Consider the following 14,424-nt stretch of genomic DNA (forward strand, 5'->3'; position numbering starts at 1 on the left):
CACAAAGATTTTTTATGTATAGGGATATAGATGCAGGTTTTGTCAACGTAAAAGACAACGGGCGCACAATAACGTTCGCCTCAAGACATTAGACTTGGGCAGAATATTATTGCAGCAGCACATATAGTGGCTGGCTTCAAGTGTCCAACGTGACAAATGCTTTGGTGGAGGCTGCTTGAAGTTTATTGATAGCGCACTTCATGGTTCTAATATTTCACGATTTTTAGGAGAATGCAAGGACAGTTAAGACAGTTAATAACTGTCATTTAAACATTTAATAACATATTAGTTGCTTGATAAAAAATTTATATTTGTAGTTATATATGTAGGTAGTTGACATAGTGAGCAGTATTTACTTCTGCACCCCAAACCGCCGCATCATCTCCTGCAATTCCACCGCCTCCCCATCCGGCGTGTACACAACCTCACCCGACATCGCAATCACAATTCTCTCTCGTCGCGCCCGCTCGAACTAATCCTTCACAGCAGATTTGACCTGGGCTGACTCTGGTTTCCGTCCCTCCTTGCAAGCCGCCACAAACACGGCTTCGGGTGATTCGCCCCCAATCCTCGTTCGTAATGCTTTCTTCAAATAGGCGATGTCTACGACAAGCCGCTTAAAGCGTCTACGTATCCGGCACATTATCCCAACACCGGCTAACTGTACGCTGAGTCGAAACTGTGGGATACAGGGCAATACTTCTCGGTTAAGAATTAAGCAGTATTAAGAATAAAAAAAGTGCGTGGTTGAAGTTTAGTACCCGTGGCTCTGTGGATTGGTTTTTTAGATGGAAACTTTGAACGAGGTTTTTTAACGACTCTGGGATTTGTTCTGCCTTGCCTTGGCGGAATTTTTTGATCCCAAATTTCAAGGATTAGTTTGGAGAATATTGGGTAATTGCTCACTGTTAGCCGGACTGAAAATCAGCAATAGCACAGGCGTTTAACTCTGAGAGTACAAGTATTACCTAAGCGCAATGGAGATATTCCAGCAATAGTTGCGGCTTGAACTATTATTGTTGGCTTAAAAGCCAACCGTAGGTTTCTTGAACAACTTCGCGGGGTTTAAGAGAACGGATAGGAGTTTTACGCCCATTAAGATGAGTTTTTAACTCATCAATCGTATTTTCGATTTCCCAACACTGATGATATTCTGTGGTCAATAACAAAGCCAGGAATAGAGCAATGTCCACCAAATTGGTAATTAAACGGTAAGTTTGTTGTTCATTGTCTGAGTCGATAGTATACTCTATCACTCGTACTTGAATCTTTGATCCACCTATATAATTCGTTTGCTATGTAATACTCTTCAGCTAGAGTTTTGTACTTTATGCAAAAAGAACGCAAAACTTTTAAAGCTGCACTCTGCAAGGATTAGACGCAATCAACCAAGCCCAATACAACACTCTTGGCTGAATGCGTGACAACCAATGGTTGTCAAAATTTGGTCAAACAAACATGAATCCACTGGGCACGGAAACAACAGCTTTTCGTATGCAGATATTACCTTGTTGTGTTCCCTTGAAGACTGGGGATTCCTGCCACAGGTACATCGCCCTTGCGGGAAATGATAAGGCGTTCGTCCTTGACGTTGCCGTAGGCATCGCTGCCGGAACTGTGTGGTGGAGAAGTTGGGTTAGTGACTGACCGAATGTCCACAAATAGGACACAAAATGATTCTAAACTTGCACAATTAAGTAATGGTATCGGTCAGCCCGATACCCTAACTACTACTATGCTTGTTGAAAAATCTTACACCCGTACTGCTACTGAGTCAATCACGTCACAAACCAGCAGTAACAACGGTACAGCGACCCAAATCACCGTCCTGGCAGGGAAACAGCCTACAGTTGAATCCTTGTGTACTGACAATGGCAGTTCCCTTACCCAAGTTAAATCCACTACTGAATACTTGACCATTCCCGAACTGATTGGCGGGGTCAAGAGCTACGACTCTCTGCCTCCCGGCTGGAAGAACGTTGAGGCGATCGCAGATGTTGATTAATATGGGTAGTGCCCTGAAGGGCAGGATAGAGTAGAGAGAAGTGCAGCAGTAGTTTGGTTGTGACAACGCATTCATGCCCGAGTTGTGAATCACAAGAAATTGCAACGGTTCAATAATGCCAGTAGCCGAATCACATAATTTGTGCAGTTTGTTGTCAAATCAGGAGGTAATCGCATGACTCAACTGATCCACAGACTAGAAGAATGCTAGTATCTTTCGCCACCTTGGGATAAAGACATTCCACCGTTGCTCATCAGTCTGCTGGAGCGGGTTTATGTCAGGTTTTGAGTTTATTTCTCAACCTCAAGCAAATGCGGTTTTTTAGGAAAGCGTTAAACGCTGTCATGTAAAGTTTGTGGTGTAACTTCAGCAATCATCATTCCCCACACAACACTAAAACGAAATTTAGTTACGCGCTCTATATCAAAATATGCAGACCTTAGTAAACTATGAAACTCTTTTTGGGTGTAACACTGTTTGTAAGCAGGGTCAACAAACTTCAATATAAAATCACATATCTGACACGATAAATAATCTTTACACCAATCTAAAATAAATACTTTACCTTCTGGTTTTAAAACACGTCTTATTTCTATTAATGCAGCATGAGGATCATCAAAATAATGAAATGTACTTGCAGATACAATTACATCAAAACTGTTATCTATAAATGGTAAATTTGATACGCTTACATTCTGAAATGAAACATGAGAATAATTACGACATTTTTGTTGAGCTACGAGGAGCATTTCTGCTGAAATATCTACTCCAGTAATCACTTGCTGTGGATTTTCAGTGAGTAATAATTGCTCAAATCCTCCTGTTCCACAGCCAATATCAAGCACTGTCGCTTCTGGTGCAATCTCTGCCCAATTTTTTAGAGCAGATAATGATTTGGCAATATATGCATTCCAACGCTGGTCGTATGAATCTGCCATCTGGTCGTATTGTTGGCGAATTACTTTTTCACTCATAGCTATTTTTTGCCTGGTACTTAGCTCAAGTTGATTCATTCAATAATATTTGAGCGAATTGGTGGACTGGATTCTTGCAAGATATGCTATTGCGCCAGATAACAAATAATTCTTTGCGTAGGGTTTTATTATCTACATCTATAGGAATGGCGTATAGTAACCCTGCTTGTACCTCTTGAGTAACTGATTTTGACAGCACAATTGAAACTCCTAACCCTGCTTGTACAGCTCGTTTGACAGCTTCTGTACTACCCAATTGCATGGAAATTCGCATCTTGTGAACTTGTTCACCAAAAAATTGCTGTAGTAAGCGTCCAGTACCTGTACCTTTTTCTCCGCCTAACATTTCGATATTTTCTAGATAGGCTTTAGGGACTTTCGGCAAATTCTGCCAAGGATGATTTGGTGGCACTATGAAGACAAGTTCTTCGCTTTGCCAAAGTTGAGCTGTAAACCCAGGACGATTATCCCACCACTCCATTAAGGCTATATCTACTAATCCAGTTTCTAACTTGTCGGCGATCACCGGATTAGCATCAATTACTAAATCTACTTCATAGGAGTTATCATACAGTTCCAAATGGTGTTTCAAATACGGCGGTAAGAGATAAATACCAATATTAGAACTCGCCCCAATTCGTAATTTTGTAGATTTGAGGGCTGAAAGTGCTCTTTGTATCACCAAAATTAGACTTTCGGCATAGGGAAGTAATTTCTGTGCCGCAGGAGTTAATTGATTACCCTTGCGATCGCGGATAATCAGTTGAGTGTTCAATGATGCTTCTAAATTTTTAATGTGTTGTGAGACAGCAGGTTGGGAAATCCCCAGTTGTTTGGCAGCTTGACGAAAACTTCCTGTGTGGACAACGGCTAAAAAGGTTTCTATGTACTCAAAGTTCATAGGTGGGGCAAATCAAGTCGAAAATCAAAAGTAAGAAATAGCCAGTGTGTTGGGCGGGTTTCCCAACTTGTAGAAGCGCTTGCGCGGCTTCTGGCAGAGTAGCAATTAGCGTTCAAAAGCCAAGATTAAATAACTTTTTTAAAGGAGACAAGGAAGTAAAAAGGTAAAAGAAAACTTGACTTTTTATGGACAATTAACTGCTCCCCTTGGCTTTTGATTTTGCAGGGCTTGCAGAATATTTTGGGCAGCTTCTAGGGCAATATTCCGCCGCAAATCATCAACGGCAGATCCAATATGTGGAGTGAGAAACGTTTGATTGGTGTTTTCTATTAATGACTGGGGTATGCTATGGGGGCGATCGCTACGATACCAATCTTCCATTTCAAACACGTCGGCAGCGTAGCCTGCTAAATGTCCAGATTCTAAAGCTTTACACACAGCTTGCTCATCAACTACGGAACCACGACAGGGGTTAATTAAAAAACTGCCTGGTTTCATTTTGGCTAAGGTGTTGGCATTGATTAAATGAAAAGTTGCTGGTTGCAGAGGTACTACCAGCACGATGAAATCACTCACCTCAATTAAGGTCTCAAAAGGCACTCGTGATAATTTCCAAGCTGCCTCCTGTTCTGGAGGTAAAACTACCGGATCACTATAGAGTAACCGCATCTCAAAACCCGCCAGACGTTGGGCGATCGCTTTGCCTAATGCACCCATACCGACAATTCCCAACGTACGATTTGCTAGCCCTAGGCTGTAAAATTGAGGTCGCCAACCTGCAAATTTACCTGTGCGAATAAAGTGATCGCCCACTAACATCTGTCGTGTTAACCCAATTAATAACCCAATAGTAATTTCGGCAGTGGGTGCAGACAACAAAGAAGGCACAATCGTAAACCAGACACCACAACGGGTACAGGCATCAATATCAAAATTATCGTAGCCTTTGAGGGCAGCTCCAATCACTTTTAGCTGGGGACACTCCCGCAAAAAAGCTTCATCAATGGTATCTGGCATAAATACCATCAATGCCTGAGCATTTTTAGCACGTTGCAAAATTTCCTCACGAGATAAAGACTCTTTATTAGGATTAGCGATCACGTCACAATTATATTCAAGGAGTTCAATAACTTCTGGATGTACCCAGTTAGTAATCACAACCTTTGGCTTCATGGTCTCTCCTCAAGCTAACCGTCTACGTAAATAACTACTGAAACTGTCTACCAGTATCACCATCATCAGAATTACGAGTAGTATTGCTGACACCTCTTCGTACCTAATGATGCGTAAAGCTCCAATTAATTCAAATCCAATTCCACCTGCCCCGACTGCACCTATGACAGTAGAAGCGCGAAAGTTATATTCCCAACGATATAAGGTGACATCTAGCATTTGCGGCAAAACTTGCGGTAAAATACTGTGATAAATTACCTGAATTTTATTTGCACCAGCCGCCTGTGCTGCTTCGATTGGTGCAGAGTGTACGTGTTCGATATACTCAGCAAAAAACTTACCCACCATCCCAATTGAATGTAACCCCACTGCCAATGCTCCTGGCAATGCACCAAACCCCACCGCAGCCACTAAAATAATCCCCATAATCAGTTCTGGTACAGCCCGTAAAGCATTGAGAATCAGACGTGCCGCCTGAAATACAACCAGATGGGGTGTAGTATTACCAGCTGCTAGTAGTGATAACGGTAGAGAAAAAGCAACTGCGATCGCGGTTCCTGCAACACTCATCGCCAAGGTGTCAAACAGTGGTTTAATCCAGTTGATAACCGAACTAAAATCAGGCGGTAGCATTTGGCCAATTAAATTAATCCCACTAGGCACACCCTCAGCCAATCGTTTCCAATCAAAAAGACCAACTAACCAGAAAGATATCATCACAATGACTGCAACAACAGCTACTTGTAGTAAATGCTTATGTCTTTGTTTTCTTTGTTGTTTTAACAGCGGTTCAAATTTTTGATAACTATTGGTTGTCATAAAACTCGATTAAATAGGCAGAAGGGAAACGAAAAAAGCAATACGTGCTATTAAAATCACTTCCTTGAAACAAGAATTTCTTCAATTTTTTAGTTGAATTGTTCTCTATTAATTTAGTTTTTTGAAATCTAGATTCAATGTTTTACCTAAATCCCTGACTACATCATAATCTTGGTCTGTAATGGCATCAAACCCATCTGCTTTAAAAGCTTTGAGAATTTGTTCATCCTTCAGTTCAACGAATGCCGAACTAATTTTTGCCTTTAATTTTGGGTTCAAATCTGAGCGCATTGTCCAAGGATATTGAGGAAATGGCTTAGATTCTGCCAAAACTTTGACTTTACTACTATCAATAACTTTGCCCTCAATTAAAGATTCAAAAATAGGTTTACTCAATCCACCTATTTGAGCATTGTTATTCTGAACTGCTAAAGCAACTGCATCATGAGAACCAACAAAAGCTTCTTGATAATCTTTTTTTGGTTGTAAACCCTTGCCAGCAATCATTGATTTGGGAATTAAATGACTAGAAGTAGAAGCTTGATCACCAAATGCTACTGTTTTTCCTGCCGCTTGCTCAATAGAGTTAACACCACTTTTGACATTGGCAATAATTACTGATTTATAAGTGGTTTCGCCGTCTTTTTTTAAAGCTGCGAAGGGTTCAATATTACTTTTAGTTTTAGCTAAAACATAGGAAAGTGGACCAAAGTAAGCTAATTCTAAACGTCCGCTACTTGCCGCCTCAATCATGGAAGAATAGTCAGTAGTTACAATTAAATCAATATTTTTACCTAACTTTTCTTCTAAATATTTTTCTAAACCTTGATTATTTTTAATGATGGTTGAAGCATTTTCATCTGGTAAAAGAGCTACCTTTAAAGTTTCCGGATCAGATACACTAGGGTCAATTGCAGATGCGGTATTAGCATTACCAGAACCAGAACCATTCGTAGCAGTGTTGTTAGATGCTTGACAACCAACCAAAGACAACACAGTCACAGCAACAGATATGAGTAATTTTTTTTTCATTGCGATCACCATAAAAATTCTCCTGATATATCAAATAGATATGTAAACTCTTGAGGGATTGGGGACTGGGAATAATACCTTATCTTTTACCTTCTCTATAAGAGGCTTTGCCAGATGCCTTCCCCATTAATGCTTCTGCATCATCTAGGTGAACATTTTCGGTGTTGCTATAGATGCGATTAAGTTCGGCTTCTTTAATATCTGCGGCATTACCATCAAAAACTACATGACCTTGAGATACACCAATTATCCTGTCTGCATAGGTTTTAGCTAAATCTACTTGGTGCAGACTCATAATTGCCGCAATGCCGTCTTCTTGACAAATCTGACGTAGAAAAGAAATCACTTTATGGGAACTAGCAGGGTCAAGGCTGGCAACCGGCTCATCTGCCAGAATTAACCGGGGTTGCTGCGCCAACGCACGCGCAATACCTACCCGTTGCTGTTGTCCACCACTAAGATTATCTACTCGTGCTAAGGCTTTATTCAACAATCCTACTCTGTCTAAACACTCCAATGCTATATATTTGTCAGCATTGGGCAATGGAAAAAAGCTTCTAAGAGTTGAGTGATAGGCTAAACGACCAGTCAACACATTTTGTAGTGCAGTTTGTCTACCAATTAACTGGTGCTGTTGAAAAATCATCCCTGTGCGCTGGCGATGCTGATGCAGTACCTTGGGTTCATTGAATTTGCGGCAACCTTCTACTGTAATAGACCCTGCCGTTGGTTGGATGAGTCCATTTAAACACCGGAGCAACGTTGATTTACCCGAACCAGAAGCTCCCAAGATAACTGTAAACTCTCCTGGGTTAAAGTTTAAAGAAACTGACTGGAGGGCTTGAACTCCGCCAGGATAAGTTACACTCAAGCGATCAAGCTGAATTATCATCCTAGGAAAATTCCCCTATCTCATACAATCTACAAGCAGTTGATTTGAATACGTAATCAAAACGTTAGTTGCATAAGAATAAGTTTTCACCCTTGTTTAAAGTTGAGGTTAACAATCGGGTTGTTTTAGGTTAAAAACAAAAATATTGGCTAAAGCAGTTTGGCTGAATTTGAGGAAGCGATCACCAGAATGCTCTACCCTGTTGCGCTTGAAAATGAGATTGTTAGTACTGACAGGCTTCAGGCAATTGCTGCTGAAAGTTCCGTGTTTATCGAAAAATGCCACGAGTCCGGCTGTGCTGTGCAGTGTGTTCCCGCTTTTCTTGTCGGAGACGCTACGCAAACGGGTTGCCGTAGGCATCGCTTACCCTGCCGCTATTACCGGGTATCTCTGCACAGCGAAGATTTGGGGGATTGGTCAAGTACAATTCGCAATTCGCTTTTTCGCCCATTCGCAGTTACAAAAATCTGAATTGAGGCAGGTGCTGGCTGTTCTTTCGGGGGCGGTTGGTGGCGGCAATGAGTCAGGCTGACGGTGAAGTGTCTTATGGGGCAATCGCCCCAAACCATTATTAATTTTCAGTTTCCATTAATTCGCCTCCAAATTGTTATTGGAGACATTGAATTAGATATTGCCGAAAGCGCAGATATGAATGGCACGCTGATAAAGCTGAAATCTGGTCAGGGCAGGGGGTAGGTGTAATTTTAAGACAATTAAATTTTAGTTGCGTCAGTAGTTCATTTGTTCGCGTTGAAAGGGCTGGCCTTTAAATCAATTTAAACTCAAAAATAATGTAGGATAATCAATCACTTTTATTTATTAAATTAAAAATAAAATATAATTGCTTATATCATAAAAGGTCTTTAAACTGAAGTTAGCCGGTCGAAAATAAGTTGGTTGTAAAGTTTTTTTTAGCAGTAGCTTAGGAAAACTAAGAGCTTGTCATGTAACAACCTTGCCTCTTTTGAGCTAAAAATGCTTTCTCAGTAAAGTTTTTAGATAATAAATTGTAAAAGTTGTTTCTTGACAGGCTCTTATGCTAATGCTAAACAGTTGCTTATCAATGCTGATTGTGGTGGCAGCAATGGCTATCGTGTTCGATTATGGAAACTCGAACTGCAAAAATTTGCTACCCTTACAGGGTTAGATATCACTGTCTGTCATTTGCCTCCCGGAACTAGCAAGTGGAATAAGATTGAGCATCGGTTATTTTCACATATCAGCATGAATTGGCGAGGCTGTCCGTTAACGAGTCACGAGGTCATTGTTGAGTTAATTAGTGCAACCAAAACAAAAACTGGATTAAATGTAAAAGCACAACTAGATACAGGGCTGTATCCAACAAAAGTGAAAGTATCAGATGAAGAACTAGCAACTGTGCAAATTACGCCACATGAATTTCATGGCGAATGGAATTACACTATCTCACCAAACCTCAATATTCTCTGAGACTTGTAAAAGTTGTTTCTTGACAGGCTCTAAGGTTGCCATGTCTACCCGTTATTTATATCTATTTCTTGTTTTGTCACACTAGCAAGCCCTAGTATTTACCTACTCGTTCCTGTTAGCTTTTTTCATAGTTTAAGCATAACATCTATACTTCAACATGTAAAAGTTGTTTCTTGACAGGCTCTAAGTAATCAGCTTTCTGCTTGCGGATAGTACCTTTGTTATTGCGAATTCGTGCCCGTACAGATTCAAAACAGTCACGTTCTGGTTCCTCCTGAATGGTCAGCAAGTAATGCTTGCCCAATACAAAACTAACTTGCTCGCTATAGAATCCAGTTTCCCTTTCATTGGTGATTACCATTCGGGCGATAATCACGAGTTGGTTTTCGTAGTCCTCCACTTTCGGACGTTCAGGGACGTTGACCACATCTTCTAAAATCAGCGGTGGCAACGAGAAAACCCTACCCAGGCGTTGCATAATATCTTGATTGCCTAAGCCTCTAACATCGACCCAAGAAACCGACTCAGTATCCAGATAAGGTGCACACTCTTCCGGTGTTTCGAGTTGCACTTGAGTTTGATTAACCTCGTTATAGTCAATTAAAACAATTTTAGGAGGCAGGGCATCTACTTCAATGTTGAGGGTTCCCGGCAAACTAACTGTTTGGCTGTAGACGTAATTAACACGGGATTTTGCTACGGTTCTAGAACGGTGAAAAGGTTTTTTTGCCATCCTCTTGCGCTCGCCTTAAAAAGTAATTCTATCTTGGTTTTATCTCCTGTTTCGTCAATACATAAATTTATTTCTCTTTCTCCAATCAACATTTTTGTTAACCACAGCTTCATTTATCCTATTTTTTTGACATCCCACAGTGCATCTCTCAAAAAATGCGGGAATTAGCTGTCTTTTAACCCTACTATTTTCGCTATCTCCGGCAGCGATTTTGAGCTGATTTCTGAGAAAATACAGTAAATACTTGAATGCTTCAAAATGTTTCACATCGGCAAATAACTGGCTATACTGTTGACATTAATTATTTATGAATGATATAGCTTATACTTGTCTTTGCGCGGCGTAACTAAAATTACAGATTGATTTTGGGATTGGAAATGCTTAATTTGGTTAGAAATATGTAAAAACTGGTCGATCTGAATTTGTGTCCGCAGAGGGATGCTTGTGAAGCAGCTGCTTCACAAGCTTAAATTAGGATTTAAAATTAATGTTGTAAAATGCCTCATATATTACTGGTGGATGATGAAGCACCCTTCCGTGAAAGCCTCACCTACACATTGCAAAAAGAAGGCTATACAGTGACAGTAGCGGCAGATGGGCATAGTGCTATCAAAGAATTTCACAAGCAAGTACCGGATGTAATTTTGCTCGACCTCATGCTGCCACAAGTTGACGGCATGGAAGTTTGTTGGCGAATTCGGGCATTTTCGGATATTCCTATTGTGATGTTAACAGCTAAAGATCAGGATATTGATAAAATTTGGGGCTTGGAAGCGGGAGCAGATGATTATATTACTAAGCCATTTAACACCCATGAACTGCTGGCACGCATAAAAGCAGTTTTGCGTCGTCGTTCTGAGGATTACCCTGAATGATAGACCGATTGTCTCGCCGCATCAAATTGAATTCTATTCATGCCAAGCTGCTAACTACATACGTGCTGTTGACAGGCTTAGGAACCACCTTGATGGCAGGTTACATCCTGTGGTCATTCCATGTTTACTTCATGCAAACACGACAAGCTGATTTAGATAACTGGACAACTGCTCTGAGCGAAAGTGCGGCAGATAGCCTAGAAGCACAAAATTTCCAGCGTTTAGAACTGTTGGTACAGCGATATGGCGCTGCCCAAACAGTAACGCTTCGGATTTTTAATCAAAAAGGTCGTATATTAGCTACTTCTAATCCAAAATTAGATCAACAAGTAACTGACTGGTACAAGGTTCCAGGAATGTCGGAAGCTTTACAAAACCGTTTTGCACGGGGGGTTGCAAAAGGCGTTTTATCCAACGAAGACCGTCTCTACATTGCTAAACCAATTGTGCGTAATGGGAAATTGCTGGGTGTGCTGCGAATATCCATCACTTTGGAGCAATTTCAGCTTCAATTTGCCAAAGTGATCTGGAGTGTTTTGGGAACTTTGGTATTGACAATCTTACTATGTACACTGATTAGTACCCGCTTGGCTCGTGGTCTTTCAAAACCAATTGAAACTATGCAGACTTTTGCGATGCGCTTGGGCAGTGGTCATTTTGGTGACAAGCTGATTATCCATCAGAACAATGAGTTGGATCAGTTGGCGGCGGAGCTAAACCGAATGAGTCAACGGTTGGCTTTGCTTGATCAAGAACGCAGAGCTTTTCTGGCAAATGTCTCTCATGAACTCCGCACGCCCATTAGCAACGTTCAAGTGACTATAGATGCACTCAAAAGTGGAGCATACGAAGAACCTCAATTGCGTGATCGCTTTCTCCAAACTATTGAGAATGAAATCAAACGCTTATCAAGGCTGATTCATGATCTGTTAGATCTAGGGCGTTTAGAAGCGGGAGTCACTCAACTCGAACAACAGACTATTTCACTACCGGGTTTAATTAACCGTGCTGTTAGTACAATGGAACCCCGAATGCAAGCCCTTGGTATATCTGTGCGAGTAAAAGTGATTGACCTACAAATACAAGGAGATCCAGAGCGGCTATTACAAGCTATTTTAAATGTGCTAGATAATGCCATCAAACATTCAGCATCAGATTCTCAAGTGTTTATTTCTGCGTATAACCAGGGGAAACAAGTAGTTGTAAAAATTCAAGACCAAGGAAGAGGCATTAGTGAGGGTGATTTACCACGGATTTTTGAGCAATTTTATACTACAGACCCCTCCCGTAAAGGCAGTGGTAGCGGTCTGGGCTTGGCGATCGCCAAGCGGATTATTGAAGCTCATCAAGGTAGTATCACAGCTAGCAGTGTAGCCAATGAAGGAGCAACTTTTATGATTTGCCTACCGCTGAAAGCGAGAGCAGAGTAAGGTTCAACTGGTATTGTTGACATCCTCACCGGGCTAAAGCCACGGCGATTCCAATCTAATCAAACAGCCTCTAAATAAAAACTGGAACGCTTTCGGAGTCCAGATTCAGAATGAGCGATAGTCTGCTATTCAGTACTATCCCTCTTCTGTCACTTTCCGGTTATTCTGAATAAAAGAATAAAAAAAGAAAACCCTGAAAGGTAAGTAGGGCAATGGATGTAGAATTACAAATTTTGAAACATTTGGCAAGAGATGCTCACCCAACAGTTGCGACCATAGATGAATATTGTGCAGAGTATAAAGACCTGTTTAAAGAAGTAAGAAATTATGAATGCTTCAAATATTTACATCTGGGAATAATGTCACAAATTAAAAGAAAATCATTACCAGAGATAGCGAAAGTCGTAAGTATAAACTCCGCACAATCATTACATCATTTTTTAGCCAATTCAGACTGGTCAGTAGATAAATTAAAACAACTAAGATTAAATAAACTTAAAAAAGTACTAAATGGAAATGCGATTACAGTAGTAATAGATGAAACCGGAGATAGAAAAAAAGGTAAAAAGACTGATTATGTAGCCAGGCAATATCTAGGAAGTGTAGGAAAAGTCGATAATGGAATAGTTTCAGTCAATGCCTATGGAGTTTATTCTAATATAACGTTTCCATTAACTGTAAAAGTATTCAAACCCAAAGGAACGCTAAAAGAGGAGGATAAATATAAAACTAAAATAGAGTTAGCGTCAGACATCATTACAGAATTAATTGAATCAGGTTTTAATATTAAACTGGTACTGGCAGATAGTTTATATGGTGAAAGTAGCCAATTTATTAGAAAAGTAGCTGAATATAAATTAGATTATGTCGTAGCAATTAGAAGTAATCATGGAGTCTGGTTGCCAGGAGGACAAAGCGTTAGGGCTAATAAGTGGTGTAAATTTGAAAGAACATTTAGCAATCAAAAATCAGAAACCCGATACATTAGGGAAATAATTTATGGTAAAAAAAGAGCCATAACTTACTGGGAAATAACTACTGACCCAGAAACCATGCTAGAAAATTCTACTTCCTTCGTGATGACAAATCTTCAAGGAAAACTCAAAAAAACTTTAGGCGATTTATATGGATTAAGAACCTGGGTAGAATATGGATTTCGACAGTGTAAACAGGAACTCGGCTGGACAGATTATCGGTTCACAAATTTTCAACATATAGAAAGGTGGTGGGAAATTATTTTTTGTGTGTACACAATGATTAGTTTAAATTCTCCAGCCTTCTTAAGCTTAAATAAATCTCGTCAAATTGAAGCTGAGGTCCAAAAAAATAGTGATGTTGATTTTTCTAATCATCAACAATGAAACCATGAATCCGGATGGAAAAATACTCTAAATAATCTGCGTCTCATTGCCCAACCACTCTTACTATTTTGGTTAATTTATCCCTGGATACATATTTTCCCAAATTCTAAATTATTGCTGGGATTCAATCAATTAATTAGTGCAATGAATCAATTTAAAACCTGTTATGCTTCTGGATAATTTCACTTTGTTACTACTTGCTTATCTCGGAGAGTGACAGAAGAGGGATATCCACAAATGGATTTATCTAAATTCATCAATAACATCAAATCTGTGTCCAGCCGCAGAATTAGGAGTGAATTTGCAGATCATGTCAACCAGATTTATTGGAAAGATGTGCTTTGGAATGAGTCGTACTTCATTGCATCTTGTGGCGGTGTGACCGTTTCTGTGTTGCGACAGTACATTGAAAATCAAAACGCGCCAGTTAGCGCAGTATGAGGGATTTGCTCGTTTCGTCGCTGTTCCCATTCTTCCCAACGCTCACCCTCTGGGTAGAGCGCGGGGCTGCTGCTGAAAAAGCTCAAATTGTATTGTTTTGTGTAAATTTAATTTGAAAATCAGGTATTCTCAAAAGAGAATAAACGCCTCCTAATTGAATGCGTTCTGGTGTTAAGTGTAAAACTGCACAGCATATCTGCACTGCCGCTTGATATTCCCGCCACTGCTTACGGATGCTTATACTAAGGGCATCATTACCTAAGTCGGAAAATTTTAGCCCTGCTCGCAAGAGCCAAACTTCCACATCAGTTGTTTCACCAATAGGCTCTGAGAAAATAT

Annotated in this window: 14 protein-coding genes and 5 pseudogenes; 8 read left to right on the forward strand and 11 right to left on the reverse strand. The window is 40.2% G+C overall.

Annotated elements, in window-relative coordinates; translation table 11 throughout:
• Positions 1 to 472: 472 nt before the first annotated feature.
• The 3 genes and pseudogenes from H6G26_RS32150 to H6G26_RS32160 all read right to left on the reverse strand — a co-directional run bounded on the left by H6G26_RS32150 (position 473) and on the right by H6G26_RS32160 (position 1,659).
• Positions 473 to 643: a hypothetical protein gene (locus tag H6G26_RS32150; RefSeq protein ID WP_190734804.1), complete on the reverse strand. Its 171-nt coding sequence runs from the start codon at positions 641 to 643 to the stop codon at positions 473 to 475.
• A 281-nt stretch (positions 644 to 924) separates the two neighbouring features.
• Positions 925 to 1,268: pseudogene (locus H6G26_RS32155) on the reverse strand (IS4 family transposase); the annotation flags it as partial.
• Between the two features lie 235 nt (positions 1,269 to 1,503).
• A complete protein-coding gene (locus H6G26_RS32160) occupies positions 1,504 to 1,659 on the reverse strand; it encodes a hypothetical protein (protein WP_190734808.1) in 156 nt (51 codons plus the stop codon).
• Between H6G26_RS32160 and H6G26_RS32165 the strand changes: the two genes are divergently transcribed.
• Entirely contained in the window at positions 1,652 to 2,005 is a 354-nt protein-coding gene (locus H6G26_RS32165) for a hypothetical protein (RefSeq protein ID WP_190734810.1), read from the forward strand. The genes H6G26_RS32160 and H6G26_RS32165 overlap by 8 nt on opposite strands.
• A gap of 332 nt (positions 2,006 to 2,337) precedes the next feature.
• On the opposite strand, the gene H6G26_RS32175 is transcribed toward H6G26_RS32165, so the two are convergent.
• The 6 genes from H6G26_RS32175 to phnC form a co-directional block, all read right to left on the reverse strand.
• On the reverse strand, positions 2,338 to 2,979 hold the full coding sequence (locus tag H6G26_RS32175; protein ID WP_190734812.1) for a class I SAM-dependent methyltransferase: 642 nt from the start codon (positions 2,977 to 2,979) through the stop codon (positions 2,338 to 2,340).
• Between the two features lie 25 nt (positions 2,980 to 3,004).
• A complete protein-coding gene (locus H6G26_RS32180) occupies positions 3,005 to 3,880 on the reverse strand; it encodes a LysR family transcriptional regulator (RefSeq protein ID WP_190734814.1) in 876 nt (291 codons plus the stop codon).
• Positions 3,881 to 4,063: 183 nt separating this feature from the next.
• Positions 4,064 to 5,053, reverse strand: coding sequence for a phosphonate dehydrogenase (locus H6G26_RS32185; protein WP_190734816.1), 990 nt, complete (start codon positions 5,051 to 5,053; stop codon positions 4,064 to 4,066).
• A gap of 9 nt (positions 5,054 to 5,062) precedes the next feature.
• Positions 5,063 to 5,872 (reverse strand): phosphonate ABC transporter, permease protein PhnE, encoded by an 810-nt coding sequence (phnE, locus tag H6G26_RS32190; RefSeq protein ID WP_190734818.1) that lies wholly within the window; start codon positions 5,870 to 5,872, stop codon positions 5,063 to 5,065.
• Between the two features lie 108 nt (positions 5,873 to 5,980).
• A complete protein-coding gene (phnD, locus tag H6G26_RS32195) occupies positions 5,981 to 6,916 on the reverse strand; it encodes a phosphate/phosphite/phosphonate ABC transporter substrate-binding protein (RefSeq protein WP_190734820.1) in 936 nt (311 codons plus the stop codon).
• A gap of 67 nt (positions 6,917 to 6,983) precedes the next feature.
• Positions 6,984 to 7,796 (reverse strand): phosphonate ABC transporter ATP-binding protein, encoded by an 813-nt coding sequence (phnC, locus tag H6G26_RS32200; RefSeq protein ID WP_190734822.1) that lies wholly within the window; start codon positions 7,794 to 7,796, stop codon positions 6,984 to 6,986.
• 145 nt (positions 7,797 to 7,941) lie between these two features.
• Between phnC and H6G26_RS32205 the strand changes: the two genes are divergently transcribed.
• The 3 genes and pseudogenes from H6G26_RS32205 to H6G26_RS32215 form a co-directional block, all read left to right on the forward strand.
• Positions 7,942 to 8,328, forward strand: a complete 387-nt coding sequence (locus tag H6G26_RS32205; RefSeq protein ID WP_190734824.1) for a hypothetical protein — start codon at positions 7,942 to 7,944, stop codon at positions 8,326 to 8,328.
• A gap of 14 nt (positions 8,329 to 8,342) precedes the next feature.
• Entirely contained in the window at positions 8,343 to 8,492 is a 150-nt protein-coding gene (locus tag H6G26_RS32210) for a hypothetical protein (RefSeq protein ID WP_190734826.1), read from the forward strand.
• 339 nt (positions 8,493 to 8,831) lie between these two features.
• A pseudogene (locus H6G26_RS32215) lies at positions 8,832 to 9,245 on the forward strand (ISAzo13 family transposase); the annotation flags it as partial.
• A gap of 184 nt (positions 9,246 to 9,429) precedes the next feature.
• On the opposite strand, the pseudogene H6G26_RS32220 reads toward H6G26_RS32215, so the two are convergent.
• A pseudogene (locus H6G26_RS32220) lies at positions 9,430 to 9,978 on the reverse strand (CorA family divalent cation transporter); the annotation flags it as partial.
• 497 nt (positions 9,979 to 10,475) lie between these two features.
• Between H6G26_RS32220 and H6G26_RS32225 the strand changes: the two are divergent.
• The 4 genes and pseudogenes from H6G26_RS32225 to tnpA form a co-directional block, all read left to right on the forward strand.
• Entirely contained in the window at positions 10,476 to 10,853 is a 378-nt protein-coding gene (locus tag H6G26_RS32225) for a response regulator (RefSeq protein WP_190734832.1), read from the forward strand.
• Positions 10,850 to 12,283, forward strand: coding sequence for an ATP-binding protein (locus H6G26_RS32230; RefSeq protein WP_190734834.1), 1,434 nt, complete (start codon positions 10,850 to 10,852; stop codon positions 12,281 to 12,283). The genes H6G26_RS32225 and H6G26_RS32230 overlap by 4 nt, the downstream gene beginning before the upstream one ends.
• A gap of 212 nt (positions 12,284 to 12,495) precedes the next feature.
• Positions 12,496 to 13,824: pseudogene (locus H6G26_RS32235) on the forward strand (IS701 family transposase).
• A 48-nt stretch (positions 13,825 to 13,872) separates the two neighbouring features.
• Positions 13,873 to 14,085 (forward strand): annotated as a pseudogene (gene tnpA / locus H6G26_RS32240) (IS200/IS605 family transposase); the annotation flags it as partial.
• An 82-nt stretch (positions 14,086 to 14,167) separates the two neighbouring features.
• Here tnpA and H6G26_RS32245 read toward each other — a convergent pair.
• Entirely contained in the window at positions 14,168 to 14,422 is a 255-nt protein-coding gene (locus H6G26_RS32245; RefSeq protein ID WP_190734836.1) for a hypothetical protein, read from the reverse strand.
• Between the last annotated feature and the right edge of the window lie 2 nt (positions 14,423 to 14,424).

The organism is Nostoc sp. FACHB-888 (genome assembly GCF_014696655.1).
Lineage (GTDB): Bacteria > Cyanobacteriota > Cyanobacteriia > Cyanobacteriales > Nostocaceae > Nostoc.